General features: G+C 72.3%; 24 protein-coding genes. 16 read left to right on the top strand and 8 right to left on the bottom strand.

The genetic code is table 11. The features are described from left to right. Positions 1 to 125: 125 nt before the first annotated feature. Complete coding sequence (locus ACYQ0U_RS18820; protein WP_459975415.1) at positions 126 to 1,652, bottom strand: UDP-N-acetylglucosamine 1-carboxyvinyltransferase; 1,527 nt, start codon at positions 1,650 to 1,652, stop codon at positions 126 to 128. A 91-nt stretch (positions 1,653 to 1,743) separates the two neighbouring features. Here ACYQ0U_RS18820 and ACYQ0U_RS18815 point away from each other — a divergent pair, with 91 nt between their 5' ends. After that, on the top strand, positions 1,744 to 2,760 hold the full coding sequence (locus tag ACYQ0U_RS18815) for a zinc-dependent alcohol dehydrogenase family protein (protein ID WP_459975414.1): 1,017 nt from the start codon (positions 1,744 to 1,746) through the stop codon (positions 2,758 to 2,760). Between the two features lie 18 nt (positions 2,761 to 2,778). On the opposite strand, the gene ACYQ0U_RS18810 is transcribed toward ACYQ0U_RS18815, so the two are convergent. Next, positions 2,779 to 3,189, bottom strand: a complete 411-nt coding sequence (locus ACYQ0U_RS18810) for a hypothetical protein (protein ID WP_459975413.1) — start codon at positions 3,187 to 3,189, stop codon at positions 2,779 to 2,781. A 25-nt stretch (positions 3,190 to 3,214) separates the two neighbouring features. On the opposite strand from ACYQ0U_RS18810, the gene ACYQ0U_RS18805 reads away from it, so the two are divergent. From ACYQ0U_RS18805 to ACYQ0U_RS18785, 5 genes are all read left to right on the top strand, one after another. Next, positions 3,215 to 4,891, top strand: a complete 1,677-nt coding sequence (locus ACYQ0U_RS18805; RefSeq protein WP_459975412.1) for an alkaline phosphatase D family protein — start codon at positions 3,215 to 3,217, stop codon at positions 4,889 to 4,891. Between the two features lie 563 nt (positions 4,892 to 5,454). Then, on the top strand, positions 5,455 to 7,836 hold the full coding sequence (locus ACYQ0U_RS18800; protein ID WP_459975411.1) for an ATP-binding cassette domain-containing protein: 2,382 nt from the start codon (positions 5,455 to 5,457) through the stop codon (positions 7,834 to 7,836). A 170-nt stretch (positions 7,837 to 8,006) separates the two neighbouring features. Beyond that, positions 8,007 to 8,408 carry a hypothetical protein gene (locus tag ACYQ0U_RS18795; protein WP_459975410.1) on the top strand — a complete coding sequence of 134 codons (402 nt, stop codon included), beginning with the start codon at positions 8,007 to 8,009 and terminating at the stop codon, positions 8,406 to 8,408. 281 nt (positions 8,409 to 8,689) lie between these two features. Then, positions 8,690 to 9,424, top strand: coding sequence for a signal peptidase I (gene lepB, locus ACYQ0U_RS18790; RefSeq protein WP_459975409.1), 735 nt, complete (start codon positions 8,690 to 8,692; stop codon positions 9,422 to 9,424). Between the two features lie 33 nt (positions 9,425 to 9,457). Further along, entirely contained in the window at positions 9,458 to 9,955 is a 498-nt protein-coding gene (locus ACYQ0U_RS18785) for a VOC family protein (protein ID WP_459975408.1), read from the top strand. A 99-nt stretch (positions 9,956 to 10,054) separates the two neighbouring features. Here the strand turns inward: ACYQ0U_RS18785 and ACYQ0U_RS18780 are convergent, their stop codons facing one another. Together ACYQ0U_RS18780 and ACYQ0U_RS18775 are read right to left on the bottom strand one after the other, a co-directional pair. Next, complete coding sequence (locus ACYQ0U_RS18780) at positions 10,055 to 10,924, bottom strand: LLM class F420-dependent oxidoreductase (RefSeq protein ID WP_459975407.1); 870 nt, start codon at positions 10,922 to 10,924, stop codon at positions 10,055 to 10,057. A 9-nt stretch (positions 10,925 to 10,933) separates the two neighbouring features. Continuing rightward, the gene (locus ACYQ0U_RS18775; RefSeq protein ID WP_459975406.1) at positions 10,934 to 11,638 is read right to left on the bottom strand and encodes a M50 family metallopeptidase; all 705 of its coding nucleotides are present in this window, start codon (positions 11,636 to 11,638) and stop codon (positions 10,934 to 10,936) included. A gap of 42 nt (positions 11,639 to 11,680) precedes the next feature. Here ACYQ0U_RS18775 and ACYQ0U_RS18770 point away from each other — a divergent pair, with 42 nt between their 5' ends. From ACYQ0U_RS18770 to ACYQ0U_RS18750, 5 genes are read left to right on the top strand one after another with little or no spacing between them, the layout of a single operon-like run. Further along, positions 11,681 to 11,905 carry a hypothetical protein gene (locus ACYQ0U_RS18770; RefSeq protein WP_459975405.1) on the top strand — a complete coding sequence of 75 codons (225 nt, stop codon included), beginning with the start codon at positions 11,681 to 11,683 and terminating at the stop codon, positions 11,903 to 11,905. Further along, positions 11,902 to 12,297 (top strand): hypothetical protein, encoded by a 396-nt coding sequence (locus ACYQ0U_RS18765; RefSeq protein WP_459975404.1) that lies wholly within the window; start codon positions 11,902 to 11,904, stop codon positions 12,295 to 12,297. The genes ACYQ0U_RS18770 and ACYQ0U_RS18765 overlap by 4 nt, the downstream gene beginning before the upstream one ends. Before the next feature lie 14 nt (positions 12,298 to 12,311). Further along, the gene (locus ACYQ0U_RS18760) at positions 12,312 to 13,148 is read left to right on the top strand and encodes an aldo/keto reductase (protein ID WP_459975403.1); all 837 of its coding nucleotides are present in this window, start codon (positions 12,312 to 12,314) and stop codon (positions 13,146 to 13,148) included. After that, on the top strand, positions 13,145 to 14,185 hold the full coding sequence (locus ACYQ0U_RS18755) for an alanine racemase (RefSeq protein ID WP_459975402.1): 1,041 nt from the start codon (positions 13,145 to 13,147) through the stop codon (positions 14,183 to 14,185). Before ACYQ0U_RS18760 ends, ACYQ0U_RS18755 begins: the two co-directional genes overlap by 4 nt. 10 nt (positions 14,186 to 14,195) lie before the next feature. Next, entirely contained in the window at positions 14,196 to 14,870 is a 675-nt protein-coding gene (locus tag ACYQ0U_RS18750) for a peptidylprolyl isomerase (protein WP_459975401.1), read from the top strand. A 30-nt stretch (positions 14,871 to 14,900) separates the two neighbouring features. On the opposite strand, the gene ACYQ0U_RS18745 is transcribed toward ACYQ0U_RS18750, so the two are convergent. Next, on the bottom strand, positions 14,901 to 15,326 hold the full coding sequence (locus ACYQ0U_RS18745) for an OsmC family protein (RefSeq protein ID WP_459975400.1): 426 nt from the start codon (positions 15,324 to 15,326) through the stop codon (positions 14,901 to 14,903). 114 nt (positions 15,327 to 15,440) lie between these two features. Here ACYQ0U_RS18745 and ACYQ0U_RS18740 point away from each other — a divergent pair, with 114 nt between their 5' ends. Beyond that, positions 15,441 to 15,722: a Fe-S cluster assembly protein HesB gene (locus ACYQ0U_RS18740; protein WP_459975399.1), complete on the top strand. Its 282-nt coding sequence runs from the start codon at positions 15,441 to 15,443 to the stop codon at positions 15,720 to 15,722. A 65-nt stretch (positions 15,723 to 15,787) separates the two neighbouring features. On the opposite strand, the gene ACYQ0U_RS18735 is transcribed toward ACYQ0U_RS18740, so the two are convergent. Both ACYQ0U_RS18735 and ACYQ0U_RS18730 read right to left on the bottom strand, forming a co-directional pair. Next, positions 15,788 to 17,068, bottom strand: coding sequence for a YncE family protein (locus tag ACYQ0U_RS18735; protein WP_459975398.1), 1,281 nt, complete (start codon positions 17,066 to 17,068; stop codon positions 15,788 to 15,790). A 58-nt stretch (positions 17,069 to 17,126) separates the two neighbouring features. Further along, positions 17,127 to 18,899, bottom strand: coding sequence for a hypothetical protein (locus ACYQ0U_RS18730; RefSeq protein WP_459975397.1), 1,773 nt, complete (start codon positions 18,897 to 18,899; stop codon positions 17,127 to 17,129). A gap of 119 nt (positions 18,900 to 19,018) precedes the next feature. On the opposite strand from ACYQ0U_RS18730, the gene pepN reads away from it, so the two are divergent. The 4 genes from pepN to ACYQ0U_RS18710 all read left to right on the top strand — a co-directional run bounded on the left by pepN (position 19,019) and on the right by ACYQ0U_RS18710 (position 26,161). Beyond that, entirely contained in the window at positions 19,019 to 21,463 is a 2,445-nt protein-coding gene (gene pepN / locus ACYQ0U_RS18725) for an aminopeptidase N (protein ID WP_459975396.1), read from the top strand. Beyond that, positions 21,460 to 22,287, top strand: coding sequence for a formate dehydrogenase accessory sulfurtransferase FdhD (locus ACYQ0U_RS18720; RefSeq protein ID WP_459975395.1), 828 nt, complete (start codon positions 21,460 to 21,462; stop codon positions 22,285 to 22,287). The genes pepN and ACYQ0U_RS18720 overlap by 4 nt, the downstream gene beginning before the upstream one ends. Before the next feature lie 122 nt (positions 22,288 to 22,409). Further along, on the top strand, positions 22,410 to 23,570 hold the full coding sequence (locus ACYQ0U_RS18715) for an exonuclease SbcCD subunit D (protein ID WP_459975394.1): 1,161 nt from the start codon (positions 22,410 to 22,412) through the stop codon (positions 23,568 to 23,570). Next, positions 23,567 to 26,161: an AAA family ATPase gene (locus tag ACYQ0U_RS18710; protein ID WP_459975393.1), complete on the top strand. Its 2,595-nt coding sequence runs from the start codon at positions 23,567 to 23,569 to the stop codon at positions 26,159 to 26,161. The genes ACYQ0U_RS18715 and ACYQ0U_RS18710 overlap by 4 nt, the downstream gene beginning before the upstream one ends. A 33-nt stretch (positions 26,162 to 26,194) precedes the next feature. Here the strand turns inward: ACYQ0U_RS18710 and ACYQ0U_RS18705 are convergent, their stop codons facing one another. Continuing rightward, entirely contained in the window at positions 26,195 to 26,890 is a 696-nt protein-coding gene (locus ACYQ0U_RS18705; protein WP_459975392.1) for a sulfotransferase, read from the bottom strand. Positions 26,891 to 26,912: the final 22 nt, after the last annotated feature.

Genomic DNA, 26,912 nt, shown 5'->3' with positions numbered 1-26,912 from the left:
CGGACGTGGTTTCGGCGGTGGGGCGGTGTCCGGGGCGATTCCCTCCGCGGTTGGTGACCAAACCACAACCGGGAGCGCTCCCACCTTGCGGTTGGTGACCAAACCGCGCGTCCGATAGCCGAACGCTAGATGTCCCGGAACGTCTCGATCGAGGCGCCGAGCTGGTTGAGACGCTCGGCCAGGTCCTCGTAGCCGCGGTGGATGACGTACGTCGAGCGGAGGACCGAGGTGCCCTTCGACGCGAGCATGGCGAGCAGGATGACCACGGCGGGGCGCAGCGCCGGGGGGCAGACGAGCTCGGTGCCGGTGAACGACGTGGGGCCCTCGATCATCACCCGGTGCGGGTCGAGCAGCTTGACCTTAGCGCCGAGCTTGTTGAGGTCGGTCAGGTAGATCGCCCGGTTCTCGTAGACCCAGTCGTGCAGCAGGGTCTGGCCCTCGGCGACCGCCGCGATCACCGCGAAGAACGGCAGGTTGTCGATGTTGAGGCCGGGGAACGGCATCGGGTGGATCTTGTCGAGCGGCGCGTGCAGCGTCGACGGCTTCGTGGTGATGTCGACGAGCCGGGTGTGGCCGTTGAGGGCGACGTACTCGGGGGAGCGCTCGTAGCGCAGGCCCATCTCCTCGAGCAGCGCGAGCTCGATCTCGAGGAACTCGATCGGCACCCGGCGGATGGTGATCGAGGAGCTCGTGACGATCGCGGCGGCGAGCAGCGACATGGCCTCGATCGGGTCCTCGCTCGGCGCGTAGTCGACGTCGACGTCGATGTCGACGCAGCCGGTGACGGTCAGCGTGGTCGTGCCGATGCCCTCGATCTGCACGCCGAGCCGCTCGAGGTAGAAGCACAGATCCTGGACCATGTAGTTCGAGGAGGCGTTGCGGATCACGGTGGTGCCGGGGTGCAGGGCGGCGGCCATCAGGGCGTTCTCGGTGACGGTGTCGCCGCGCTCGGTGAGCACGATCGGGCGGCCCGGCTCGATGGTCCGGTTGACCTCGGCCTGGTAGTGGCCCTCGGTCGCCTTGACCTCGAGGCCGAAGGGCCGCAGCGCCGACATGTGCGGCTCGACGGTGCGCGTGCCGAGGTCGCAGCCGCCGGCGTACGGCAGCTGGAAGGTGTCCGCGCGGTGCAGCAGCGGGCCCAGGAACATGATGATCGAGCGGGTACGGCGCGCGGCCTCGGCATCGACGTGGCCGAGGTCGAGCTCCTTCGGCGGCACGATCTCGAGGTCGTTGTCGTCGTTGAGCCAGCGACACTGGACGCCGAGGCTGGTGAGCACCTCGATGAGGCGGTTGACCTCCTCGATCCGCGCGACCTTGCGCAGCGTGGTGCGGCCGCGGTTGAGCAGGGTGGCGCACAGCAGCGCGACACCGGCGTTCTTCGACGTCTTGACGTCGATCTCCCCGGACAGCGTCGTGGGGCCGGTGATCCGCAGGTGGGTCGGGCCGGCACCGACGGCGACGATCTCGGAGTCCAGGGCGGAGCCGATCCGGGCGAGCATCTCCAGGGACATGTTCTGGTGTCCCTTCTCGATCCGGTTGATGGCGCTCTGGCTGGTCCCGAGGAGGTCGGCGAGCTGGTGCTGGGTCAGACCGCGGTGCTTGCGCGCGTCGCGGATGAGGTTCCCGATCCGGTTCTTGTATCCCTCGCTCATACAGCCACGGTAACTCACATGTGAGATAAGGCAACTTCACGGGGCCCGGGGTGTCGCGCCGCGGGACCGGGGTGGCTGGGAGGATGGTCCCATGCGAGCGACGACCATCCACGGCACCCGCGACATCCGGGTCAGCGACGTCCCGGACCCGACGATCGCGGCGCCCACGGACGCCATCGTGAGGGTGGTCGCCGGGTGCATCTGCGGCTCGGACCTGTGGCCCTACCGCGGCGAGAACCCGATCCGGCCGGGGGACACCATCGGCCACGAGTGCGTCGGGATCGTCGAGGAGGTCGGCTCGGCCGTCTCGTCGGTCCGGCCCGGCGACTTCGTCGTCGTGCCGTTCGACCACTGCGACAACACCTGCACGCACTGCCGGGCCGGCGCGCAGAACGCGTGCGACAACCTCGGCTTCACCACGAGCGGCCAGGCGGAGTACGCCCGCGTGACCCAGGCCGACGGCAGCCTCGTCAAGACCGGCGGCGTCCCGGAGGCCTCCCTGCTGCCGTCGGTGCTGACGACCTCCGACGTGCTGCCGACCGGCTGGCACGCCGCGGTGTCCGCGCGCGTCGGCCCGGGCGGTACGGCGGTCGTGGTCGGCGACGGCGCGGTGGGACTGTGCGGCGTACTGGCCGCCGGGCTCCTCGGCGCCGAGCAGGTGATCGCGATGTCGCGGCACGCGCCGCGCCAGGAGATCGCCCGGAAGTTCGGTGCCACGCACGTCGTCGCCGAGCGGGGCGAGGCGGGCGTGGTCGCGATCATGGAGCTCACCGGGGGCGTGGGCGCCGACTCGGTGCTCGAGTGCGTCGGCACGAACGACTCCATGGACACGGCGTTCCGGATCGCCCGCCCGGGCTCGACGGTCGGCTTCGTCGGCGTACCGCACGGCGTGGAGCTCCCGCTGCGGCGGATGTTCCAGAAGAACATCGGGCTCGCCGGCGGCATGGCGCCGACCCGGCGCTACCTGCCCGACCTGCTCGACCTGGTGCTGGCCGGCTCGATCGAGCCCGGCCTGGTCTTCGACAGCACGCTGCCGCTCGACCGGGTCGCCGAGGGGTACGCGGCGATGGACGAGCGGCGCGCGGTGAAGGTGATCATCCAGCCGTAGCCGGACCGCCGGACGGCGTCAGTCGCGGTGGCCGCTGGCGTAGAGCGCGGTGCCCGCGAGGAGCACGCCGCCGGCGAGGACCTCCGAGACGAGCACCTTGGTCGGGTTGTCGAGGAAGAGCCCGAACAGCACGAGCAGGATGCCGCAGAGGGCGAGCAGGCCGAGGAACGGCTTCTTCGGCAGCGAGATGTTCAGCGCGAGCGCCGAGACCACGACGGCGGTCGCGATGACGCCGTCGCGGTAGCCGGCCCACATGCCGTCGGCGTCGAGCGGGTAGAGCATCCACGTGGCGAGCATCAGGCCGGAGCCGGCGAGCATGATGAACATCCAGCCGAACGGGGCCAGCACCGGGACCGGCTCGAGCGGAGCGGCGGGCGCCGCCGGGACGGCCGGGACGGACGAGCCGGAGGGCTTCACGGGGGTCGACATGGCTGCATCGTATTAGGTTCGGGTCGTGCTCACACTCGGCCCACTGCTCCGGTACGTCGACGACTGCTCCGCCACCATCTGGGTGGAGACGGCGGAGGCGGCCGTCGTGACCGTGACGGCAGGGGAGCGGAGCGCCTCGGCGCGCACCTTCGGGGCGCACGGCCACCACTACGCGCTCGTGGAGGTCACCGGCCTCGAGCCCGGTTCGAAGACGCCGTACACCGTGGACGTCGACGGCGAGCGGGTCTGGCCCGCGCCCGACCCGGACTTCGCCGACTTCCCGCCCTCGATCATCCCGACGCTGCTGCCCGGCAAGCCGCTGCGGCTCGGGTTCGGCTCCTGCCGGGTCAGCGTGCCGCACGACGAGGAGGGCAACGCGAAGTTCGGCGTCGACGCCCTGCGCGCCTACGCCCTGCACATGGCCGGCCTGACCGACGCCAGCGAGGACGAGGACGAGCGTTGGCCGGACCTCGTGCTGTTCCTCGGCGACCAGGTGTACGCCGACGAGACCAGCGACGAGATGCGGGAGTTCATCGAGCGGCGGCGCGACCCCGAGCAGGCGCCGTGGTACGAGCTCAAGGACTTCGAGGAGTACGCCCACCTCTACTCGATCGCGTGGTGCGACCCCGCGAACCGCTGGCTGCTCTCGACGCTGCCGAGCGCGATGATCTTCGACGACCACGACATCCGCGACGACTGGAACACCAGCTGGACCTGGCGGCAGGCGATGGAGTCCACCGACTGGTGGCACGAGCGGGTCGTCGGCGGACTCGGGTCGTACTGGGTCTACCAGCACCTGGGCAACCTCGGCCCCGAGGAGCGGCACGCCGACGAGCTCTGGAAGCGGATCGCCGAGCACGAGGGCCCGGACGAGCTCGACGTGACCGAGCTGCTCGACGCGCTCGCCGACCGGGCGGACCAGCACCCCGAGACCTACCGGTGGAGCTTCTCGCGCGACTTCGACACCCAGGCTCGGCTGGTGGTCGTCGACTCCCGCGCGGCCCGCGTGCTCGAGCCGGACCGCCGGTCGATGCTCGACGACGGTGAGCTGATGTGGCTCGACGCCCAGCTCCAGGGCGATGTCGACCACCTCCTGGTCGGCACCTCGCTGCCGTTCCTGCTGGCGCCGGGGCTGCACCACATCGAGTCCTTCGGCGAGTCGATCGCCGAGGGAGCCTGGGGACCGCCGGGCAAGTGGCTGGGGGAGCGGGGCCGCCAGGCGGCGGACCTCGAGCACTGGGCGGCCTTCCAGCAGGGCTTCCGCGACGTCGCGGAGATCGTCGTCGAGGTCGCGACCGGCCGGCGCGGCCGGCCGCCGCGCACCATCACGTTCCTGTCCGGCGACGTGCACCACAGCTACGTCGCCGAGGCCTGGCCGCGCGGCGGCCTGGCGACGACCCGGATCCTCCAGGCGGTGTGCTCGCCGATCCGCAACCCGCTGCCGCGGGTCATGCAGGGCTTCACGGCGGGCGCCGCCCGGCGTACGACGGGGTGGGCCGGCCGGCTGCTGTCACTGGCCGGCCGGGTGCCGCTGGAGCCGCTGCGGTGGAAGGTCACGCACGGCCCCTGGTACGACAACAACCTGGCGGTGCTCGAGATCGGCCCGCCCGGCCTGCGGATGTGGTGGAACGCCGGGGAGGTCGACGGCCGCCCGGAACTGCCCGTGCTCAAGCGGGTGGCGACCGTCGACCCTGTCGGCTGAGGCGCCGAGACGCTGCGCCCGGCCGACGCTCCGGGAGGGGGTCGGTGGAGGTGGGTCGAAGGGTGGGTGGTGCTGGTCAGACGGTGACGAGCTGCGCGAGCTTGCTCGGCCGCACCGGCACGCAATCACACCCATCCCCGCACTCGAGGTAGACGTGGAGGGCGTGCCCGCAGTGTGGGCACGGCATGTCGTGCGTGAGGTGCTCAGCGTTCGGCTGGACGGTGTCCCACATGGTTCTACCTCCCCTCGAGCCTCGGAAATGCCCCCCAACGTGATGTCCGGTCTCACGGCCGTGGCTCGCTCTCCTGGGAGAGGAGGCCCGTCGACCGGACCGGATACATCGGTCACGAAGGTAAAGGGCGGCCCTCCGCCGCGCGCGGGGTTTGCGGGACAATGCCCCGGGCGGGGGGTGTCGGTCTAGTCCGGCCGGGCCATGGGTGCCTCCCGCCGGTGGAGGCGGGCAGCGTCCCTGATGCTGTGGCCGACCGGACGGTGGCGCACCTCGCCGGCCTCGGCCGATCCTGGAGCCCTTCCAGGTCGGCCGGTCCCGCTAGGGTCGTGCCGTGGCCGGAACGAACAGCGACCCGCATGCCGCCGACAGCCACGAGCTGATCCGGGTGACCGGGGCCCGGGTGAACAACCTCCGCGACGTGAGCGTCGAGATCCCGAAGCGCCGGCTGACCGCCTTCACCGGCGTCTCCGGGTCGGGCAAGAGCTCGCTGGTGTTCGGCACGATCGCGGCCGAGTCGCAGCGGCTCATCAACGAGACCTACAGCGCGTTCGTCCAGGGCTTCATGCCGACGCTGGCCCGGCCGGACGTCGACCACCTCGAGGGCCTCACGACCGCGATCATCGTCGACCAGGAGCGGATGGGCGCCAACCCGCGGTCGACCGTCGGGACCGCGACCGATGCCAACGCCATGCTCCGGATCCTCTACAGCCGGCTCGGTGATCCCTACGTGGGGCCGCCGACGGCGTACTCCTTCAACGTCCCGACCCGCAAGGCCAGCGGGATGATGACGACGGAGAAGGGCGGCCGCACCGAACGGAGGATCGCCCGGCAGGAGGTCTATCTCGGCGGCATGTGCCCGCGGTGCGAGGGCATGGGCAAGGTCAACGACATCGACCTGACGGCCCTCTACGACGAGGAGAAGTCGCTCCGCGACGGTGCGCTCACGGTGCCCGGCTACTCGATGGACGGGTGGTACGGCCGGCTGTTCGAGGGCATGGGCCTGCCGATGGACAAGCCCATCGCGTCCTTCGGCAAGAAGCAGCTCGAGACGATGCTGTGGGCCGAGCCGACCAAGATCAACGTCGAGGGCGTCAACCTCACCTTCGAGGGGATCATCCCGAAGATCCAGAAGTCGATGCTCTCCAAGGACGTCGAGTCGATGCAGCCGCACGTCCGCCGCTTCGTCGAGCGGGCCGTGACCTTCCAGACCTGCCCGGACTGCGAAGGCACCCGGCTCACGCCCGAGGCGCGCGCGTCGAAGATCGGCGGCAAGTCCATCGCCGACCTGTGCGAGATGCAGATCAGCGACCTCGCCGAATGGGTGCGCGAGCTGGACGAGCCGTCGGTCGCCCCGCTGCTCAAGGGGTTGCTGCACCTGCTCGACTCGTTCTCCGAGATCGGCCTGGGCTACCTCTCGCTCGACCGGCCCGCCGGCACGCTGTCCGGGGGAGAGGCCCAGCGCACCAAGATGATCCGGCATCTCGGGTCGTCGCTCACCGACGTCACCTACGTCTTCGACGAGCCCACCATCGGCCTGCACCCGCACGACATCGAGCGGATGAACCACCTGCTGCTCCAGCTGCGCGACAAGGGCAACACGGTGCTGGTGGTCGAGCACAAGCCGGAGACCATCGCGATCGCCGACCACGTCATCGACATCGGACCCGCCGCGGGGTCCGCCGGCGGCACGATCTGCTTCGAGGGCGACCTCGACGGCCTGCGCGCGAGCGGCACGATCACCGGCACGCACCTCGACGACCGTGCGTCCCTCAAGGACTCCGTCCGCGAGGCGACCGGGCAGATCGAGATCCGCGGCGCCAGCACGCACAACCTGCGCGCCGTCGACGTGGACGTCCCGCTCGGGCTGCTCACCGTCGTCACCGGCGTCGCCGGGTCCGGCAAGAGCTCGCTGATCCACGGCTCGCTCGCCGGCCGCGAGGAGGTGATCATCATCGACCAGGGGGCGATCAAGGGCTCGCGCCGCAGCAACCCGGCGACGTACACCGGGCTGCTCGAGCCGATCCGCAAGGCGTTCGCCAAGGCCAACGGCGTGAAGCCGGCGCTGTTCAGCTCCAACTCCGAGGGCGCCTGCTCGACCTGCAACGGCGCCGGGGTGATCTTCACCGAGCTCGGCCCGATGGCGACCGTCGAGTCGCCGTGCGAGGAGTGCGAGGGCCGCCGCTTCCGGGCCGAGGTCCTCGAGCACACGCTGGGCGGCAAGGACATCGCGGAGGTGCACGAGATGTCGGCGACCGAGGCGCTCGAGCACTTCAGCGGGGGAGAGGCGAGGATCCCGGCGGCCGTGAAGATCCTCGAACGGCTGGTCGACGTCGGCCTCGGCTACCTCACGCTCGGCCAGCCGCTCAGCACGCTCTCCGGCGGGGAGCGACAGCGGCTCAAGCTGTGCGTGCAGCTGGGGGAGAAGGGCGACGTCTACGTCCTGGACGAGCCGACGACCGGCCTCCACCTGGCCGACGTGGCGAACCTCCTCGGCCTCCTGGACCGCCTGGTCGACTCCGGGAAGTCGGTCATCGTGATCGAGCACCACCAGGCCGTGATGGCCCACGCGGACTGGATCATCGACCTCGGCCCCGGCGCCGGCCACGACGGCGGGCTCGTGGTGTTCGAGGGCACGCCGGCCGATCTAGTCGGCGCACCCGCGAAGAAGCGGACGCTCACCGGCCAGCACCTGGCGGCGTACGTCGGCGCGTGAATCACACCGGTGTCGATGAGTTCCTGCCGAACGACATCGGTGTCGCATCGGGGTAGTCAGCACGCTAGCGCCCTGGTGCGCGCGTGGGGCTCTGAATCCGCGCAGATTCGCCGATCGAGCAGATGCCCAGCACGGCCTCGTGTTCTACTTCGAGGATGCAACCGGCGACGTTGAGCGACGACGTCTCGGCGTTTGGTGGGACACGTCGCCGGCTGGTCACCCTGACGGCGTTCGGGGCGATCCCGACCTTCGTGCTCTCACTCGCCATCGTCCTTGCGACGGCACTCCGGGACACCGAGCTCGTGGCGACACAGGCCGGGCAGCGCAGCGTCGACCTGGGGTGGCCGTGGGCGTGGATCCGCCAGGATCAGCATTCTCTCGATCCGCCGTTGCCGGACCGGATGGGCTTCACGTCGCCGTGGGAGAGCCCGACGAGTCTCTCGGGAGTGGCGTTCGTCGAGAACGTGCTCGTCGTCTTCACGGTGCTCACGGTCGGCGGACTACTCGCCGGCGCACTGATCGTTGTCCTCACACGGGCGGTCCGTGCTTCTCGGTTGTTCGCCGATAACTGACATTATGTCACTCTGTTTATCAGAGGCGCCCGAGCGTGCCTCCCCCTCCACGATGGCCACGAGCGACATCGCGGCTGGCGCTGACCACGCGAGGCCTGGCGTGAGAACAGGTCTGCAGCGCCGCCACGAGCGCGGCCGCGTCACTGGGCCAGGTGACGTCCGACCAGCTCTTCATGCACACGGAGCCGGCATCGTTCGATTGATCCGCCCCCGCGACGGGCAGGGCACGGAGCAGCACCGCGAAACCCTCGATTGAACACGGTGCCGTCTAGGCTCGCCCCGTGACCGACGCCAGGGGGAAGCCGAAGAAGAAGCACCGACCGTGGTGGCAGGAGACCCTGCTGCTGCTGGTGATCGCGGTAGGGCTCGCGGTGCTGATCAAGACCCTGTTCGTACAGGCGTTCTACATCCCCTCCCCCTCGATGGTCCCCGGGCTGGTGAAGGACGACCGGATCCTGGTGGAGAAGCCGTCCTACTGGTTCGGCGGCTCCCCCGAGCGCGGCGACGTCGTGGTCTTCCAGGACCCGGGCGACTGGCTGCCGGCGCACGAGAAGGCCGGACCGACCAACCCGGTGGCGCGGGCGATGGCCAAGATCGGCCTCTACCCCACCGGCGGGCACCTGGTGAAGCGCGTGATCGGAGTCGAGGGCGACACCATCGTCTGCTGCGACGAGCAGGGGCGGATCACGGTCAACGGCCAGGTCCTCGACGAGGACGACTACGTCAACAACGCCGACACCGTCGAGTGCCGGGGTCCCCAGGGCCCGGGTGACTGCGAGTGGACCGCGGGGCCCGTGCCGGCTGGGCACGTCTTCGTCATGGGCGACAACCGCGCCGAGTCCGCGGACAGCAGCTACCACCTGTGCCGCGAGAACGACGACACCTGCGACCCCGACGAGGCCTTCGTCGATGCCGACCTGGTCGTCGGCAAGGTCTTCGCGGTGATCTGGCCGCGCGACCATTGGGACTGGCTGACCCGGCCGGCGACGTTCGACGACGTCCCGGACGCCGGCTGACGGACTGGTTGAAGTCTGGAGTAACGTCGCGTCATGGCCGACCTCGATCTGGATCGCATCATCGCGGAGCGCGACCGCATCCGTGACACCTACGTCGCCGACGAGGCGGATCGCCCGGCCTCGTCGGCCCGCGGCCTCCACCACGTGGCGATCGTCTGCGCGGACGTCGAGACGACCGTGCGGTTCTACCAGGAGCTGCTGGAGTTCCCGCTCACGGAGATCTTCGAGAACCGGGACTACCCCGGCTCCAACCACTTCTTCTTCGACATCGGCAACGGCAACCTGATCGCGTTCTTCGACTTCCCCGGTCTCGACGTCGGGCCGTACGCCGAGGTGCTCGGCGGCCTGCACCACCTGGCGATCTCCGTGGCCCCCGACCGCTGGCAGCACCTCAAGGAGAAGCTCGACGCCGCCGGCGTCGACTACCTCCTCGAGAGCCGCACCTCCATCTACCTCAAGGACCCCGACGGCACCCGCGTCGAGCTGATCGCCGACCCGCTCGGCGAGATGTACGGCACCAAGGTGACATAACTCTCGTCTCCCCTGCGGTTCGGTCACCAACCGCAGAGAACGGGGCCTGGGATCTGCGGTTGGTGACCAAACCGCGCGCCCGGGCGGCGCAGGCAGCGCTCAGACGTCAGCCAGCCGCGGGACGACGTCCTGGCACACCTGGGTCGTCCAGGCGACCGGGTCGTCGGTGGGCGGCATGAGAGTCACCAGCGACATGCCGAGGGCGGCGTACTCGGCCATGTCGGTGAGGAACGAGTCCGGGTCGGTGGCCGGGTCGCCGTTCCAGAGCATCGTCTTCTCGATCGCGTCGTAGTCGCGGCCGAGGTCGTCGCAGTGGCGGCGCAGGACGTCGAGCTTGTGGCGCACGCCGTCCACGCCCTCGGGGAAGATGTTGCAGGCGTCGGCGTACTGCGCGACCAGCCGCAGCGTCTTCCGCTCGCCGCTGCCGCCGATGAGGATCGGTGGGTGCGGCCGCTGGACCGGCGGGGGCACGTTCACGGTCTCGGCGAGCTCGTAGTGCCGGCCGGCGTAGGCGCCGTCCTCGTCGCTCCACATCTGCCGGACGACCTGGAGGGTCTCCTCGAGCCGCTCGAACCGTTCGGCCGTCGACGGGAACGGCACCCCGAGGCCGTAGTGCTCGCGGTCGTACCAGGCGGCGCCGATGCCGAGCATCGCCCGGCCGCGCGAGAGGACGTCGAGGGTGGTGACGATCTTGGCGAGCAGGCCGGGGTGGCGGTACGTCGTCCCGGTGACCAGCAGCCCGAGGCGGACGTTGGCGGTCTGGCCGGCGAGGTAGCCCAGCGTCGTGTAGCCCTCCAGCATCGGCTCGGGCGGACCGCCGAGCATCTCCATCTGGAAGTAGTGGTCCATCACCGTGAACATCGCGGCCCCGCCCTGGTCCGCGACGCGCGCGGTCTCGGTGAGCCGGTCGGTGAGGCGGGACTCCCACTCGGGGTGGGAGAAGTTGGCGTAGTGGATGCCGATGCGCACGTCCCGAACCTACGCCCCCGCCCACAGCCAGCGACCGCCCAGCAGGAGGCAGCCGAGCGTCACGAGCAGGAACACCAGGACCCACACCAGACCCGGCAGCGGCGTGAGACGGGCCAGCATGTCGGCGTCGGAGTCCCGGGCCCGTCCCGCGCGCCGCAGCTGCTGGAGCTCGAGCACCGGACGCGGCGCGGCGAGCAGCAGGAACCAGGTCCCGGTGTACGCCGCCAGCGACTGCGCCGGGTCGCTCCCCCACCAGGTCACGGCGACCACGCCGACGCCGGCCAGCAGCACGATCCAGAGGCCGAAGAAGTTGCGGATCTGGACCAGCAGCAGGCCGAGCAGCAGCACCGCCAGCCAGAGGACGGCGAGGGCGTGCCGCTCCCGCAGCAGGAACGCGCCGCCCAGGCCGAGGAGCGCCGGACCGACATACCCGGCGAAGGCGGTGAGCACCATGCCGGGCCCGGTACGCCGGCCTTTGGAGACCGTCAGCCCGGAGGTGTCCGAGTGCAGCCGGATGCCGGCGAGGCGCCGGCCGCTGACCAGCGCCGCGACGCCGTGCGCGCCCTCGTGCGCGATCGTCACCACGTGGCGGGCCAGCTGCCACGCCCGCGGCACGAGCACGAGCGCCAGCGCCACCAGTGCGGTCGCGAGCACGCTCCCCTCCCCCGGCGGCGGCTGCGTGCCGGTGACGTCCTGCCAGATCCGGTCGAGCACGGGAGAAGCGTGCCTCACGCGACCCGTGGGTACGTCGCCGGCATGACCGAGCGATACGAGACCGAGAAGCTGGAGGCCGTCCAGGCCGTCGTCGACCGGGTCACCTCCTGGCAGGACGGCGCGACCGAGGGCACCGTCGAGCAGGAGCTCCGCGACGGGTGCGCCGAGGCCGGCGTCGACGTGCCGGACGGCGACGTGAAGAGGCTGGCCGACGCGATCCAGGACGAGCACGGGGCCGTGTCCGCGCAGGAGGTCCTCACCGCGTGACCCAGCACGACGACGGGTTCGACCACGCGACCGTGGAGGCCGTCGGCAAGCTGTCCGAGGCCTTCGAGGTGATCGAGGAGGCCCGCGGCAGCCTCTACCACTTCCACCGGCGCTCGGGCACCGCCGACTTCGCCCTCGGCGAAGCCGTGGAGCTGCTCCGGGAGGCCGGCCACACCGACCTCGCCGACCGGATCGACCGCGAGCTCGTGGGGCGCAACGTGCTGCCGGGCATGTGGACCTTCCAGATGGTCGAGGGGTACGACGACACCTACTACTCGCACTTCCAGCGGTTCGTCACCGAGGCCCGGGACACGCTCACCGGCGGCCAGCGGCACGCCTACGAGGCGCGGCTCAAGGCGGCGCGACACACCCAGTCCACCGACGAGAGGTGAGTACGTTGGACCGCATGGCGATCCCGACGTACGAGCTCAACGACGGCACCACCCTCCCGGCGATCGGCTTCGGCACCTATCCGCTGAAGGGCGAGGACGGGGTCGCGGCGGTGCGCAGCGCACTCGAGGTGGGCTACCGGCTCATCGACACCGCGGTGAACTACGAGAACGAGACCGAGGTCGGCGAGGCGATCCGGCAGAGCGGCGTCCCACGCGACGAGATCGTCGTGACGTCGAAGATCCCGGGCCGCCACCACGCCTACGACGACGCGATCCGCAGCACGCACGAGTCGCTGGAGCGGCTCGGGCTCGACCACCTCGACGTGCACCTCATCCACTGGCCGAACCCCACCGTCGGCCAGTACCCCGAGGCCTGGCACGCCCTGATCGACCTGCGCGAGAAGGGCCTGGTCCGCTCGATCGGCGTCTCGAACTTCACCGCCGAGCACCTCGAGCGGATCATCGACGACACCGGCGTGACGCCGGTGGTCAACCAGATCGAACTGCACCCGTACTTCCCGCAGGCGGTGATGCGCGACGTCCACGCCGGCTACGGCATCCGCACCGAGTCGTGGAGCCCGCTCGGCAAGCGGCAGGCCCCGTTCACCGAGCCGCCGATCGTCTCGGCCGCCGAGAAGTACGGCGTCACCCCGGGCCAGGTCATCCTGCGGTGGCAGGTCCAGCTCGGGTCGGTCCCGATCCCGAAGTCGGCGACGCCGGAGCGGCAGCGCGAGAACCTCGACGTCTTCGGCTTCGAGCTGACCGACGACGAGGTCAAGGCGATCACGGGCCTGGGCCGACCCGACGGACGGCTGTTCGGCGGCGACCCGGACACCCACGAGGAGATGTGAGGACGCCCCACCTGTGCATCGACGAGGCCCGGCTGCGGGCCAACGTCGCGCAGGTCGCCGAGCGGGCCGCCGCCGCGGGGGTCGCGCTGCGGCCGCACGCGAAGACCCACAAGTGCGCCGAGATCGCGCGGCTCCAGCTCGACGCGGGCGCGATCGGCCTGACCGTCGCCACGATCGGTGAGGCCGAGGCGTTCGCGGAGCACGGCGTCGAGGACCTGTTCATCGCCTATCCGCTGTGGGTGACCGAGGACGCGGCGCGGCGCCTGCGCGGCCTCGCCGACACCGTCGACCTGGCGATCGGCGTCGACTCCGCCGCGTCGGCCGAGCGGTCGGCGCGCCTGCTCGAGGGCACCGGTGTCGTCGCGATGATCGAGGTCGACAGCGGACACCACCGCAGCGGCGTGCCTCCCCAGGACGCGGGACGCCTGGCCGCGGCCGCGGTGGAGGCCGGGCTGCCGGTGCGAGGGATCTACACCTTCCCGGGTCACAGCTATGCGGCCGACGCCCGGGCCGCGGCGGCCGCCGACGAGGCGCGCGCGCTCACGGAGGCCGTCGAGGCCTTCCGCGCGGCCGGGCTCGAGCCGGACGTCGTCAGCGGTGGCTCCACCCCCAGCCTGGCGCACAGCGACACCGAGATCCTGACCGAGCTGCGACCGGGGGTCTACGTCTTCGGCGACGCCCAGCAGTGGGAGCTCGGGGCGATGGCGCCCGACGAGATCTCGCTCGTCTGCCGCGCGACCGTCGTGAGCCACGCGTCCGGCCGGCTCGTGCTCGACTCGGGCAGCAAGGCCCTCGGTGCCGACCGGGCGACCTACGCGACGGGGTGGGGCCGGTTGCCGGCGTACCCGGACGCGCGGGTGGTGCAGCTCTCCGAGCACCACTGCGTGGTCGACCTCGCCGGTGCGGAGCTGCCCACGCTGGGCAGCGTCGTCGACGTGGTGCCGAACCACGTCTGCACCGCGGTCAACCTGGCCGACGAGCTCTGGACGGACGCCGGCGAGAGGTGGGCCGTCGTCGCCCGGGGGCGCAACTCCTAGGATGCGGGCCATGCTGCTGCGCCGGATCGCCCTGCCCCTCGCCCTGGTCGGCCTGCTCACCCTCGCCGGGTGCGGGGACGACGAGGCGAGCAGTGACGTCACCGCCACCGACGGCGTCAGCTGCGAGTACCCGCAGAGCGAGCAGCCCGCGGCCGAGGAAGGGGTCGAGCCCCCGTCGGCCGCCGCGACGGAGACGGGCAGCGTGCCGGTCACGGCGGCGACGAGCGCCGGTGACTTCGCCCTCACCTTGGACGCCGACGCGGCACCGTGCACGGTCAACTCGTTCCTCTCCCTCGCCGAGCAGGGCTACTTCGACGGCACCACGTGCCACCGGCTCACGACCGCGGAGGACAACGGCATCGCGGTGCTCCAGTGCGGCGACCCGTCCGCCTCGGGCTCCGGCGGCCCGGGCTACAGCTTCGACGACGAGCTGACCGGCCAGGAGACCTACCCGGCCGGCACGCTGGCGATGGCCAACGCGGGCCCCGACACCAACGGGTCCCAGTTCTTCTTCGTGTACGGCGACACGCCCCTGCCGCCGGACTACACGGTCTTCGGGAGCTTCGACGAGGCCACCGTCGAGCTGATCCAGGGCGTCGCCGAGCAGGGCAGCGACCGGTCCTACCCCGACGGCAGCGGCCGGCCGGTCGAGGCGGTCGACATCGAGTCGGTCACCGTCGACTAGCGCGGGGACGACCGCCCGGTCAGCTCCGGCCTACCGCTGGACGTACTCGATCGGGGCCCCGAGCTGGACGGTCCGGCCGACGGTGCAGAGCCGGTCGCGCGACTGGGCGATCGAGCGCGGCAGCGCCTCGCGCGCGCGGTCGCCGGCCTCCCCCTCGGGGAACCGGACCTCGAAGGTCAGCCTCAGGTCGACCAGGTGGTTGCCCTGCTCGTCGCGCACGTTCTCGCCGGTCGCGACGAGTTCGAACGTCGTCGCGTCGGCCCGCTTGCGGGTGATCAGGTCGACGTCGATCGCGCTGCAGCCGGCGATCGCCGCGAGCAGCAGCTCGACCGGGGTGAAGTCCGGGTCGTCGCCGGACCCGACGGGCAGCACTCCCCCACGGGCGTTGGTGGCCTTGAACCGGCCCTCCCCGATCTTGGTCAGGTCGACGCTGCGCACACTCCCGGGCCCACTCATGGGCACAGCGTGCCAGACCGCGCGACACGCCCGGGCGCCCGGCGCGGACTTGAGTCGAGGCGGGTCATCGGGGACGGTGGAACGGGTAAGCAACCGCTATCCGGAAGGCGAGCCATGCTCACCCTCACCGAGAACGCCAGCGCCATCGTCAACGAGATCACGCACCAGCCGGGCCTGCCCGACACGGCCGGTCTCCGCATCACCACCGAGGACACGCCCGAGACGGCCTTCGCGGTCTCCGCGGCCCAGCAGGCCGAGCCCGGCGACCAGGTCGTCGAGCAGGGCGGCGCCACGATCTACCTGGAGCAGTCCGCGGCCGAGCTCCTGGACGACAAGATCCTCGACGCCGCGGTCGACCCGAGCGGCAAGGTCGAGTTCGCGCTCGCCCAGGCCTGACCCCCCACGCCGAGTCGGCGCTGTCTCAGCTGAGACAGCGCCGACTCGGCGTTTCCCATCAGGTGTCAGTCCGGGAGGCCGGTGACCAGGCGGGTCTGGACGAAGCCGTTGCGGACCCGCTGCGGGTGGTCGCCCACGGGTGCGGTCCGCGTGATCCGTCCCGTCCGGTAGGAGATCTTGGCGACCTGGTCGGTGCCACTCCACGAGATGTAGCAGGACCTGCCGTCCCAGCTCTGGGTGACCCAGTAGGGCTTGCCGTCCGCCTTCTTCAGCAGCTTGCCGCGCTTCCAGGTGCGGGCGTCGACGACGGTCGCGTAGTCCGACATCGTGCCGGCCACGCAGATCTTCGTGCCGGCCGGGCTCATCGCGATGCCGTGGTGCGCGGAGTCGAGGAGGTACTGCTCCCGCGGCGTGTCCGGGACGAGGTTCGGCAGCCGCACGACCTTGCTGATCCGGCCGCTGGCGAGGTCCATGCCGAGGAAGCCGTGGAAGAACGACACCTGGAAGTAGACCGTCTTCTCGTCCGGCGACAGGGTCATCGGGCGTACGGCGGTGCTGAAGTCGTCCAGCCCCCGCTTGTCGAGCGCCGCGCGGAGGTCGTACTCCCGGAGGACCTCGTAGGTCCTGGCGTCGACCAGCTGGAACCGCCGCTCCTGCTTCGTGGGGTCGAGCGCAGGGTCGTCGAGCGGGCTGTAGACCATGCCGATGCTGGCGTGGAGGATCTTCCTCCCGCCGTCGAGGTAGACGCTCTCGTGCGGCGACCCGCCGGAGGGGAACCTCCCGACCTCGGTGCCGTCGGCGATGTTCAGCGCGTGCACGACGTTCCCGGTCGACGCGCTCACCACCACGGTCCGGCCGTCCGGCGAGATCGCCATGTGGTCGGCGCGGACGCCGTCGACCGCGAAGCGCCACACGATCTCCTGGGTGCGCAGGTCGATCGCCACCACGTCGGCGAAGGACGGACGCGACACGATCAGCAGCCGGCCGTCGTTCGAGGAGTACATGTCGTCGACGAACTGGTCGTGGCCCTCGCCGATGAGCGTGCGGATGCCGAGGAAGTAGCCGAGCCGGTAGGGGTTGGTGGTGATCTCCTGCATCCGCTCGTCGTAGTCGGGGATCACGTTGATCCGCCCGAGCCGCTCGAACGAGCCGGGCGCGAGCACGTCGGCCGTGCCGGCCCAGTTGTTGCCGACGAACGCCACCCGGCGTACGTCGTCGGCGCGGCGCTCGAGCACCCCGCGGGTCTCCTCGGCGGAGACGGGCGGCGCGACGAGCGTCGTCGTCAGGGTGGCGGCGAAGGCGGCAGCGAGGGCGGCGGCGAGGGTCGGGACGAGTCGGGGCTTCACGCCCGGCCAACGACCGCGGCGCCGGGCCGGTTACGTCCGACCCGCGCCGCGGCCGGCCTCAGCGCGCGAAGACCGGGGCGAGCACCGACCCGCGGACGACGCCGTCGAGCGGGCCGAGCACGACGCGCGACTGCCGCTGGTCGGCGTCCTTGCGGCCCATGAGGATGAGGTCCAGGTACCCGCCGCCGCGCTGCGGACGACGCGACACCGTCACGAGGATCTGGTCGTTGCGCACCTGGCCGTCGAGCCACGCCTGGACGTCGTGCACGTTGCGCGGCATCCGGCCGGAGCCGGCGGACTCGCCGCCGAGCACCTGCAGGAAGCCGCGGTGCCGCGGGAGGTTCGTCGGCACCTCGACGGTGGTCGGCAGCACCGTGGTGGCGCCGTTGCCGCGCACGGTCACCCGGGCCGCGAGGTCCTGCCCACCGCGGGCGAGCAGGGTGGTCCGGCGACCGATCTCGATCCACTGGCCGCGCTGGCGCACCTCGACCTTCGCGATCGAGTACGACGACTGGTCGTCGGTCAGCTCGCCGGTCGTCGTGACGGTGTCGAGCGTGATCCCGGAGAGCTGCGCGAGCGCGTAGACCAGGTCCCCCATCTCGAAGCCGAGGCGGAAGGGCAGCGAGCTGCCGCCCGAGTACAGGTCCTCGCGGGTCAGCTCGAACGGCCTGCCGTTGCGGTCCGTGCCGGTGATCGTCCACGCCAGGGACTCGGTGCCGCGGACCGGCCCGTCGACGACCGCGTCGAAGTTCGACAGCAGGCCGTAGAACGTGGTGAGGGCGAGGGTGTCGGGGCTGTCGATGCTGACGTGCGAGACGCCGGTGCGGCTCCGCTCGGCGTAGGTCAGTCCCGCGCTGATGTCGGTCGTGTCCGGGAGGACGCCCAGGGTGCCCGCGATGCCCGCGCGCCGGTCGTCGGTGATCGTGCCCAGCGGGGCACCGAGGTTGGCGACCTTGAAGCCCGCGACCAGGTCCTCCTGGACGTAGAGCGCGTCCGCGCCGTGCAGGGCCATCGTGGTGCCGCCGAGGTACGCCGCCGGGTGGCCGAAGCCCACGACCCGGTCGCCGCACACCGAGGTGACCGTGCCGACCCCGGACATGGTGACGTCGCCGTACGCCGTGGAGGCCGCGAGGTTGCCGCCCGCGACGATGTCCGTGACGTCCGCGGCCGCGGCCCCGGCCCGGCCCGCGGCGTACGCCGAGCGCGGGACCCAGGTGCGGTCGCCGGCCCGGTCGGCCGCCTGCGCCAGCCGGGCGGCGCCGACGCCGGCGACGCCGAGCGGCATCGGGAGCTGGGCGAAGCCCTGACGGGCCTGTGCGAGAGAGACGTCGGTGCGGCGCGCGATCGCGCGGGCGGCCGTGCCGTCGACCGCGACGTCCTCGGGCGCGGCCAGGTAGTCGTCCATCTGCTCGAACGGCGTCACCCCGGCCACCGTCGAGCTGCCCATCGCCAGGCTGTAGCCCACCGCGCCGATGAGGCGGCCGTCGGCGGCGTACACCGGCGAGCCGGACATGCCCTGCCAGATCCCGACCCGGTCGATCTCGGGCGAGGTGAGGCGGACCATGACCATGTCGAGACCGGGACCGACGCCGTCGTCGAGCACGCCGAGCACCCGGCCGGTGAAGCCCTCCGGCGTCGTGCCACGGGTGACGGTGAGGCCGGTGACCGCGTCGTCGGCGGTCAGCTCGTCGACCGGGAAGGCGACGGCGCAGTCGCCGGCCGGCGCGGCCGACTGGGCGGGAGCGCCGGTGACGGCGGCGGCGGAGAGGCCGAGGCCGGCGACGAGCGCGACGGACGCGAGGGCGCGGGCGCGCCGGGTGCTGCGAGTCATGAGTGGATCCCCCGAGACGACAGGAGACACGGATCTCGCACCCCCCGCGCAGGAGCCTAACTCAGGTGCCGGCCCGGCAGCAGGAAATCGGCGTGATCGGGACCGCATAGGCTGGCGAGGTGACCAGCGCCTACCGAAGCCTCCAGCACGCGGAGGCCGTCGCCCGATTCGAGCTCATCACCGTCGACGAGTACGACGTCCGGCTCGATCTCGCCTCGGACGAGAGCTCGTTCCGCTCCGTGACGACGGTGCGGTTCCAGTCGCAGGGCGGGTCGACGTTCGTCGACCTCAAGCCGCTGCGGGTGAACGGGATCCGGCTCAACGGCAGCCCCGTCGACCCGAACCTGCTGGACCGCGGGCGGCTGCCGATCGACACCGTGGCGGGGCCGAACGAGCTGGTCGTGGACGCGCTGATGCCCTTCCGCAACGACGGCGAGGGTCTGCACCGCAGCGTCGACCCGGCCGACGGCCGGCACTACGTCTACGGCATGAGCTTCATGGACGCGGCGCCGACCGTCTACGCGTGCTTCGACCAGCCCGACCTCAAGGCGCCGTACACCTTCCACGTCACGGCGCCCACGGACTGGGTCGTGGTCGGCAACGCGCCGTCCACGCAGGTGGAGCCCGGCGTATGGGAGCTCGAGCGGACGGCCCCGCTGTCGACGTACTTCGTCACGCTCGTCGCCGGGCCGTACCACGTGCTCCGCGAGGAGCACGATGGCATCCGGCTCGGCCTGTCCGCGCGCGCCAGCCTCGCTCCGGCGCTGGACGCGGACGCCGACGAGCTGTTCACGATGACCCGGCAGTGCTTCGACGAGTTCCACCGGCTGTTCGGGATCCGCTACCCGTTCGGTGACTACCACCAGGCCTTCGTGCCGGAGTTCAACGCCGGCGCGATGGAGAACCCGGGCTGCGTGACCTTCCGCGACCCGCTCGTCTTCACCAGCCGGGTCACCCGCGGCATGCGCATCGCACGAGCGACCACGGTCGCGCACGAGATGGCGCACCAGTGGTTCGGGAACATCGTCACGCCGAAGTGGTGGGACGACCTCTGGCTCAACGAGTCGTTCGCCGAGTACATGGGCGTGCGGGTGACCGCCGACGTCACCGAGTACGGCGACGCGTGGATCGACAACGCCTACGACCGTCGCCTCTGGGGCCTGACGGCCGACCAGGGCCCGAGCACGCACCCGGTCGCCGGCAACGGCGCGGCCGACGCGAGCGCGGCGCTCCAGGACTTCGACGGCATCTCCTACGCCAAGGGCTCGAGCATCCTCAAGCAGCTCAACGCCTCCCTCGGCGACCGGGTGTTCTTCGACGGCGTGGTTGACCACCTGACCCGGCACCGGTTCGGCAACGCCACCATGCACGACCTCTTCACGTCGTGGGAGCGGGCGGGCGCCGGCGACCTGTCCTCGTTCACGTCGAACTGGCTGCGCACCGCCGGCGCCGACACGGTCAGCTTCGACCGGGACGCCGGCGTCGTGCGACGCACTCCCCCGCAGGACCACCCGGCCGACCGCGCGCACACGTTCCGCGCCGCGGTCGCGATGGACGGCGCGTGGGAGGACCGGCAGATCACGCTGGACTCCCCGTCGACGCCGCTGGACGTGCCGGACGGCGCGGCGGTCGTCCTCGACCCCTACGACGACTCCTGGGAGGTCGCCCACGTCGACGCGGTCACCGTCGGCGCGCTGCGAGAGCTGCTGCCCGACGTACCCGACGACCTGCGGGCGGGCATCTGGAACAACCTCCGCGGCGCGCTCATGGACGCCGCGGTCGACCCCGCCGCCGTGCTCGACCTGGTGGCCGCGAGCCTCCCGGTCGAGGACACCGAGGACACCCGCCGGCGCACGCTGACGTGGGTCTTCGGCTGGGTCGTGCCGCTCGCGGGCGAGGGCGCGCTGGCGCGCGTGCACCGGGCCGCGCTGGCCAAGCTCGAGACGCTCGAGCCCGGCTCCGAGCGACAGCTCGCTGCGTTCCGCGCGTCGATCACGTCCTCCGAGGACGCCGACGAGCTGCGCGGGTGGCTCGCCGACGCCCCCGCGGGCATCGAGGTCGACCTCGACCTGCGCTGGCGGATCCTCGTGCGGCTGGCCACGCTCGGCGCCACCGACCGCGAGGAGCTCCGGGCGGCGCTGGACGCCGAGCCGACCGGCGAGTCCCGGGTCGCGCACACCCGCGCGGTCGCCTCGCTCCCCGACTCCGACGCCAAGGCATGGGCCTGGGACCGGTTCACCGGCAAGGTCGACGTGCCCAACTACGAGATCGAGGCCGCGGGCTTCGGCATGTGGCGCGGCGGCCAGGAGCACGTGACGGCGCCGTACGTCGACCGCTACTTCGAGGACCTCCCCGCGACCGTCGGGGTGCGCAGCGGGTGGGTCCTGGCAGACGCAACGGAGTTCTTCTTCCCGCGTACGTCGGTCACCGAGGAGACGTTGGAGCGCACGCGTGCGCTGGCCGCGGACGAGGGCCTCGACCCGTCGGTCCGCCGCCGGCTGGCCGACCAGGCCGACACGCTCGCCCGCAAGCTGGCCGTCGCCCGGGCCTTCCCGCAGGCATGAGCACCAGCCGCGCACGCCGACCCGGACCCACGGTCCGGGCGCGGGTGCACGAGTCCACCTCCGCCGGCGAGCGCCGCCGGGAGGACCGGCTCGCGACCGAGGAGCCGCTGGAGATCCGGCTGGCCTGGCCGTCGGCGCCGGCCCGCCGGGTCTGGGTGACCATGCGCACGCCCGGCCACGACTTCGAGCTCGCGGCCGGGTGGCTGGTGCACGAGGGCGTCGCCTCGCCGGCGTCGATCCACGGCGTGGCCTACTGCACCGACGTCGCACTGACCGCCGAGGAGGAGTTCAACGTCGTCACCGTGACGCTGTCCGCTCCCCCGCTGCGCGACCCCGGGCACCGGCACTCCGGCTCCGGCTCGTCCGCGTGCGGGGTGTGCGGCAAGGACAGCGTCACCGACGTCCTCGACGCCCCCGTGGCACCCCGCTGGTCGGGTCCGCCGCTCCCCCCCGAGCTCGCCCGGTCGCTGCCGGACGCGCTCCGCGACCACCAGCAGGTCTTCGCCCGCACCGGCGGCGTCCACGCGGCCGGTCTCGTCTCGGGGTCCGGGGAGCTGCTCGTCGTACGCGAGGACGTCGGGCGGCACAACGCCGTCGACAAGGTCACCGGCGCCCGCGTGCTCGCCGGCTCGCCGCCGGCCGAGGCCGGCCTGGTCGTCTCCGGCCGCGCCGGCTTCGAGCTCGTCCAGAAGGCCGTCGCCGCCGGCATCGGCACCCTCGTCGCCGTCGGCGCCCCCACGTCGCTGTCCGTGCGGCTGGCGGAGCAGGCCGGTCTCGGGCTCTACGGCTTCACGTCCGCCTCCCGGTGCGTGCGCTACGCCTGAGAGGTCGCGGTTTGGTCACCAACCGCAGATCTCGGGCCCCGATCTCTGCGGTTGGTGACCAAACCGCAGCCCCTCGGCGCGCCGGACCGGGGACTGTCGGCGGCCCCTCCTAGCGTTGCGGTGTGCGCATCCTCCACACCTCCGACTGGCACCTCGGGCGGTCCTTCCACCGTGAGGGCATGCTCGGGCACCAGGCTGCGTACGTCGACCACCTGCTCGAGGTGGTCGAGGCGGAGCGCGTCGACCTGGTCGTCGTCGCCGGCGACGTCTACGACCGGGCCCTGCCCCACGTCGACGCGGTGCGGCTGGCCGACGAGACGCTCGCCCGGCTGGCGGCCAGCCGGGCGAAGGTGGTGCTCACCAGCGGCAACCACGACTCGGCCCAGCGGCTGGGCTTCAGCTCCCGGCTGATCGATGCCGCGGGGGTCTTCATCCGCACCGACGCGAGCACGGTCGGCGCGCCCGTGCTGCTCGACGACGAGCACGGCACCGTGGCGGTCTACGGCCTGCCCTACCTCGACCCGGACGCCGTCCGGGAGCCGTGGGGGCTCGCCGGCCGTTCGCACGAGGCGGCGCTGACCGAGGCGATGCGGCGGGTGCACGCCGACCGGGCCGGGCGCAGCGCGCGGTCGGTGGTGCTCGCGCACGCCTTCGTGGCCGGGGCCCAGCCCAGCGACTCCGAGCGCGACATCAGCGTCGGCGGGGTGTCGCTGGTCCCGACCAGCGTCTTCGACGGCGTCGACTACGCCGCGCTCGGTCACCTGCACGGTCGGCACACGCTCACCGACACCGTCCGCTACTCCGGCTCGCCGCTCGCCTACTCCTTCTCCGAGGCCGGCCACACCAAGGGCTCCTGGCTGGTCGACCTCGGCGCCGACGGGTTCGAGCGGGCGGAGTTCGTCCCGGCCCCGGTCCCCCGGCCGCTCGCCCGTCTCCGCGGCACGCTCGACGACCTGCTCCATGACCTCACCATCACCGAGCACGAGGACGCCTGGGTGCAGGCGACGCTCACCGACGACGTGCGGCCGGTGCAGGCGATGGAGCGGCTGCGGCGCCGGTTCCCCCACACGCTCGTGATCGGGTTCGAGCCGCGCGGCGGCGAGCGGACCGCCGTACCCACGGCGAAGCGGGAGGGCCGCTCCGACCACGCGGTCGCGCTCGACTTCATGGCCGACATGCGCGGTGCCCCGGCCACCAAGGCGGAGGCCGCGCTGCTCCAGGAGGCCGTCGACGCCTGCTGCGACGACCCCGACTTCGACGTGCTGGTGTCGGAGGCCGGATGAGGCTCCACCACCTCGAGGTCACCGCGTTCGGGCCGTTCGCCGACACGGTCGCGGTCGACTTCGACCACCTCTCCGACGCCGGGCTGTTCCTGCTCTCCGGCCCCACCGGCGCGGGCAAGACCAGCGTCCTGGACGCCGTCTGCTTCGCCCTGTACGGCGACGTGCCCGGCGACCGCGGCAGCGCCAAGCGCCTGCGGTCCGACCACGCCGCGCCCGACGCCCGCCCGCGCGTGGTGCTCGAGGCGACGCTGTCCGGGCGCCGGTTCCGCATCAGCCGCTCGCCCGCGTGGGAGCGACCCAAGAAGCGCGGCACGGGCATGACCACGGAGCAGGCGTCGGTGGTCATCGCCGAGCGCGTGGACGGCGAGTGGACCACCCACAGCACCCGCCTCGACGAGACCGGCCACCTGGTGACGCGGTTGGTCGGCATGAACGTCGCCCAGTTCACCCAGGTGGCGATGCTGCCCCAGGGCCGCTTCCAGGCCTTCCTGCGCGCGCGCTCCGAGGAGCGCCACCACCTGCTCCAGCAGCTCTTCCGGACCGGCCGGTTCGAGGACGTCGAGCGCTGGCTGCGCGACCGCCGGCTCGCGCTGCGCAAGCAGTCGGAGTCGGCCGAGGCGGCGGTCGCCGACCTGGTCAGCCGGGTCAGCGAGACCACCGGCACCGAGGCGCCGGCCGATGGGGTCGCCGCCTGGGCGCGCGGCCTGCTCGCCACGGCCGAGCAGCGCTGCGCCGAGACCGTCGCCGCTGCTGCCGCCGCCCACGGGGCCGAGGCCCGGGCGCGGGAGTCGCTGGAGTCCGCCCGCGTCCTCACCAAGCGGCGGGCCCGGCTCGACGCCGCCCACGCCGAGCACGACCGCCTGACCGCGGCGGCGCCCGAGGTCGACCTCGCGCGCGAACGCCTCGCCGCCGCGCGCCGCGCCGCCGGCGTCGTGTCCCTCCACCGGGTCGCGGTCGCCGCCCGCGCCGCGGTCACCGCGACCGACCGCGGCGAGCTCCAGCAGCACCTCACCGCCACGGTCGAGGAGGTGGCCCGCCTGCGCGCCCTCCAGCCCCGCGTGGCTCGCCGGCGCGAGGTGCAGGCCGAGACCCACCGCCTGGAGGCCCGGCGGGCCGAGCTCGCCCGCGCAGACGAGGCGGCCCGTGCCGCCGCGCGGGCGCAGGTCGCCACGCTCACGGCGCGTCTGGCCGATGCCGAGCGCGCGCACGAGGCCGCCCGGCTCCAGACCCTCGACCTCCGCGAGCACGCGATCGGGCTGCGCGAGCTGCGGGTCAACGGCATGGCCGCGGAGATCGCGGCCGGACTCGTCGTCGGTGGCTCCTGCCCGGTGTGCGGCTCGTGCGACCACCCCCACAAGGCCGTCGCCACGGCCGATGCTCCCGACGAGCTCGCCGAGAAGGCCGCCCAGAAGGCCGCGGACGATGCCGCCGCAACCGAGTTCCTCCGCAAGGACGAGGTCCGTGACGTGGCCACCGCCCTCGCCGTGGCGACCGAGCGCATCGACGTCACGCCGCCCGAGATCGCGACCGAGACCGCCGCCGTCGACGCGCGCCTCGACCACCTCGCGGCCGAGGCGGCCGACCTGACGGCCGCCCTCGCCGACTACGACGACGACCTGCTCGCCGCCTCCGTCCGGCGCGAGCGCGACCTCCGCACCGCCCTCGGCGCGCTCGACGACCTCGAGGCCGCCGAGCAGGCGCTGGCGCACGCCGTCGACGAGGCGGGCTTCGTCGCCGCCGAGTCCGCGGTCGCCGCGGCCCTCACCGAGCGGGCGTACGACGACCTGGCCCGTCGCGTGGCCGAGCACGACCGCCGGCTCGCGGCGGTCACCGAGCTCCTCGCCGAGCCGGGCGCCGACGAGGTCGCCCGGACCGAGCTCCCCGACGTCGCCGCGCTGACCGAGGCCCACCGGGTCGCGCTGGCGGCGCTGGGCGACGCCCGCGCCCAGGAGCAGCACTGGCGCACGCGTGCGCAGCGGCTGACCGACCTCGCCGCCCGGCTCGACGACGCCCTGGCCGCCTGGGCGCCGCTGCGCGGCGACCTGGACCTGGTGACCGGGCTGTCGGCGTTCGTCGAGGGCAAGGCGGCCGACAACCGGCTCCAGATGCGGCTCTCGGCCTACGTCCTGGGCTACCGGCTGACCCAGGTGGTCGCCGCCGCGAACGCCCGCCTCGCCGGGATGAGCGACCAGCGCTACTCCCTGGAGCACACCGGCCAGCGCGGAGCCGGCGAGACCCGTGGTGGCCTCAGCCTGCTCGTGCGCGACGACTGGTCCGGCGAGGCCCGCGATCCCGCGACGCTCTCGGGCGGCGAGACGTTCGTGGTCTCGCTCGCCCTCGCGCTCGGCCTGGCCGACGTGGTCACCCAGGAGGCGGGCGGCGCCGACCTGGACACGCTCTTCGTTGACGAGGGCTTCGGGTCGCTCGACGCCGACACCCTCGACGACGTGATGGACACCCTCGACTCGCTGCGCGACGGCGGCCGGGTCGTCGGGGTCGTCAGCCACGTGGCCGAGATGCGTGACCGCATCCCCACCCAGCTCGTCGTCCGCAAGGACCGCCGCGGCTCGACGCTCGCCGTCAGCCGCTGACTCCTGCAACGAGGCGTGGTCGCCCACGCATGGTCACCCCAACGAACGCCAGCTGCTGAGGTCGAGCCCCCAGTCGTCGGCGAGCCGTCGGGCCTGCGGTCGGTAGAGCCGGCGAAGCGCGTCCTGCATCCCCTCCGGCCACGCCCATGCGGCGTCGGGCGCCGAGCTCGAGCGGGACCGCTCGTCCACCGCCTCCAGGGGTACGGCGGTCAGGCCCATCCGCGACCACACGGCCTCGACCGCCGCCTGCGGATCCTGCGCGGCCTGCTCGTAGACCTGCACGACCAGCCGCTCGCGTCCGACCTGGGACGCCCAGACGTCGAGCTGGTCGGCGTAGTAGCCGGCCCACGTCTGGAGGCTGGTCGGCGTGCCCGACAGCTCGGTCTTCCCGCGGGTCACGGCGAGCCGCATCGCGGAGCGGAACCGGTCCACGGGGTCGCGCAGCAGCACCACGATCGGGGCGTCCGGAACCAGCTGCGGCACCGCGAGGCCGACCGACGGGTGCCGCAGGTAGCTGGGCGAGAAGTCGCCGCGCTTGATGCCGTCGTCCGGGAACAGCCGGAGGTACTCCTCGGGCGGGACGTTGCCGTCGGCGACCCGGTGGAGCAGCTGCTGCTCCTTCTTGCCGTTGGTCCCGAGGCCGACCTCCGGGTGCTGCGTCAGCAGTCCGGTGAACCACGAGGTCCCGCTGCGCTGAGCTCCGATGCCGAGCCAGGAAACCACGTTCATAGGGAGGACATTAGTCAGGTAG

The sequence above is a fragment of the Nocardioides pyridinolyticus genome (assembly GCF_054653575.1).
This window is presented reverse-complemented; position numbering and strand designations above follow the sequence as displayed.

Excerpts from the sequence above, each read along its gene's own strand:
- ACYQ0U_RS18705 (WP_459975392.1), bottom strand. The coding sequence starts at position 26,890 with ATGAACGTGGTTTCCTGGCTCGGCATCGGAGCTCAGCGCAGCGGGACC.
- ACYQ0U_RS18730 (WP_459975397.1), bottom strand. The coding sequence starts at position 18,899 with ATGACTCGCAGCACCCGGCGCGCCCGCGCCCTCGCGTCCGTCGCGCTC.
- ACYQ0U_RS18815 (WP_459975414.1), top strand. The coding sequence starts at position 1,744 with ATGCGAGCGACGACCATCCACGGCACCCGCGACATCCGGGTCAGCGAC.
- ACYQ0U_RS18810 (WP_459975413.1), bottom strand. The coding sequence starts at position 3,189 with ATGTCGACCCCCGTGAAGCCCTCCGGCTCGTCCGTCCCGGCCGTCCCG.
- ACYQ0U_RS18785 (WP_459975408.1), top strand. The coding sequence starts at position 9,458 with ATGGCCGACCTCGATCTGGATCGCATCATCGCGGAGCGCGACCGCATC.
- ACYQ0U_RS18745 (WP_459975400.1), bottom strand. The coding sequence starts at position 15,326 with ATGAGTGGGCCCGGGAGTGTGCGCAGCGTCGACCTGACCAAGATCGGG.
- ACYQ0U_RS18740 (WP_459975399.1), top strand. The coding sequence starts at position 15,441 with ATGCTCACCCTCACCGAGAACGCCAGCGCCATCGTCAACGAGATCACG.
- ACYQ0U_RS18720 (WP_459975395.1), top strand. The coding sequence starts at position 21,460 with ATGAGCACCAGCCGCGCACGCCGACCCGGACCCACGGTCCGGGCGCGG.
- ACYQ0U_RS18760 (WP_459975403.1), top strand. The coding sequence starts at position 12,312 with ATGGCGATCCCGACGTACGAGCTCAACGACGGCACCACCCTCCCGGCG.
- ACYQ0U_RS18770 (WP_459975405.1), top strand. The coding sequence starts at position 11,681 with ATGACCGAGCGATACGAGACCGAGAAGCTGGAGGCCGTCCAGGCCGTC.
- ACYQ0U_RS18820 (WP_459975415.1), bottom strand. The coding sequence starts at position 1,652 with ATGAGCGAGGGATACAAGAACCGGATCGGGAACCTCATCCGCGACGCG.
- ACYQ0U_RS18750 (WP_459975401.1), top strand. The coding sequence starts at position 14,196 with ATGCTGCTGCGCCGGATCGCCCTGCCCCTCGCCCTGGTCGGCCTGCTC.
- ACYQ0U_RS18710 (WP_459975393.1), top strand. The coding sequence starts at position 23,567 with ATGAGGCTCCACCACCTCGAGGTCACCGCGTTCGGGCCGTTCGCCGAC.